General features: G+C 49.9%; 2 protein-coding genes and 1 pseudogene. 1 reads left to right on the forward strand and 2 read right to left on the reverse strand.

Translation table 11 applies throughout. From position 1 onward, the window contains the following. The coding region (locus tag DEU29_RS13845; RefSeq protein ID WP_133540989.1) for an ISAs1 family transposase at positions 1-752 on the reverse strand (752 nt) is incomplete at its 3' end. A gap of 103 nt (positions 753-855) precedes the next feature. Here DEU29_RS13845 and DEU29_RS13850 point away from each other — a divergent pair. Continuing rightward, positions 856-1,071 (forward strand): annotated as a pseudogene (locus DEU29_RS13850) (IS66 family transposase); the annotation flags it as partial. A gap of 28 nt (positions 1,072-1,099) precedes the next feature. Here DEU29_RS13850 and tnpC read toward each other — a convergent pair. Beyond that, positions 1,100-1,938, reverse strand: an 839-nt coding sequence (gene tnpC / locus DEU29_RS13855) for an IS66 family transposase (RefSeq protein ID WP_133540991.1), incomplete at its 5' end; no start/stop codon positions are given.

Here is a 1,938-nt window from a genome sequence, read left to right on the forward strand (position 1 = left end):
GACCAGACTGAACGTATGCCCGTGGGCAACTCTAATGCTGATAAGACATCATAAGAGCGATATTCAACGCGACCATGCTTTTGCTCAACATGTCCGGGCTCGTTGCTTTCACTGAGCTCAAATGCATCCTGGAGTGCCTGATATAGCGACTTTTGGTTCTTTTTTACCGCAATGCAGTAGTCCGCTTTTTTCTTTACTATTGTTTTCACGATTTGCTTCTGGCAGCTCATGGCGTCGAGTGTCACCATCGCACCTTCCAGTTCCAGCAGCTCTAATAACTCAGGTACGGCGGTGATCTCATTCGACTTTTCATCCGTCCGCCGCTGGCCGAGAACAACACCGATTTTAGTCGCAAACGCACTTATCATGTGCAGCGTCGATTGCCTGTCATGGCGCTTGTACGAGCGGCGCAGCGTTTTACCATCTACGGCAACGACTTGTTTATCGGTCAGTTTTTCAGTTGCTTGCATCCACTGTATAAATCGCTGGTGAAACGCCTGCGGGTCGATACGACAAACAAGCCTGGCGATGGTGTCATGTACCGGAATGCCATGACTGAAATCACCGTATTTTTTTAGCCATTTTAGCCTAAGGTGTCCGAAATCTTCGATTTCTTCCCAGCCTTCTGCGCCTGATATGACCGCAGTCAGGGTTAAAAACAGGACATCAAACAATTTATAGGTTACTTTTGATGCTTGTCTTGGGTCTTCAATGTCGGCAAAGTGGTCAGTCAGCAAGGTCAGGCTCATCATGGCTCTCCGTAAAAGAGAGTATATGATCACGACTAAAACTGATCGTCAAATCGATCAATTATTTATTAGCCCAAGTGGCCAAAAAACGTTCACGATCTTGCCCTACATGTGGGTGTATGGTTGCGGCACAGATAAGCCGCCGCCCGGTAATACCTCATCACCACCCAACATCGTACTGTATGACTACCAGGATGGTCGCGGCGGGTCACATCCGAAGGACTTCCTGCAGGGTTACCGTGGACCATTGCAAGTGGACGGCTATCAAGGTTACGAGCAAACTGATGCTATCCTTGCCGGTTGCTGGGTAAGCGTAACTCGAACCACACAACCGGCCAAGATAATTGACGCTAGGGTGTGAGCTCGATATTCCAGGGAAGTAAGTGGTCGATATTATCGCTGTCGTTAATGAGCGGCCACTGCTTGAACAGGCTCATCAGGTAGTCAATCGGTTGCAGGCCGTTGGCTTTGGCGGTTTCTACCAAGCTGTACAGCACCGCACTGGCATCCGCTCCACCGTAGGTATTGGCAAACAGCCAAGCTTTGCGACCAATCACGAACGGTTTGATAGCGCGCTCGGCGCGGTTGTTATCGATAGTAATGCGTCCGTCGGTTAAATACACTTGCAACTTCGACCATTGGTTCAATGTATATTGCACGGCTTTGCCTATCACGCTCGTCGGTGGCACTTGATTTAACTGCGTATCAAGCCACTCTTTCAAGTCGCTCATTACAGCTGCGGATTCGCTTTGCCGTGCATGCAAACGCTCATCCGCTGACTTATCAGCCATCAGCCGTTCAACACGGTACAGCTTTTGAATAAACGCAATCGCAACATCAGCTTTACCGGTTTTCTTTTTCCCCTGCACGGTTTTGGCGTCCACGAACTTACGTCTGGCATGTGCCCAGCAACCGGCAAGGATAGCATCAGTTTGCTCGTAACCTTGATAGCCGTCCACTTGCAATGGTCCACGGTAACCCTGCAGGAAGTCCTTCGGATGTGACCCGCCGCGACCATCCTGGTAGTCATACAGTACGATGTTGGGTGGTGATGAGGTATTACCGGGCGGCGGCTTATCTGTGCCGCAACCATACACCCACATGTAGGATTTTCTTTTCTCAGACTGGATGACTTTTATTGTTGTCTCGTCCGCCCACAGCACCGGCTGTTGCACGAGAAGGTCATGCA

Origin of the sequence: Idiomarina aquatica, from assembly GCF_004362895.1 — a bacterium.
In the GTDB taxonomy this organism is placed as follows: Bacteria; Pseudomonadota; Gammaproteobacteria; order Enterobacterales; family Alteromonadaceae; genus Idiomarina.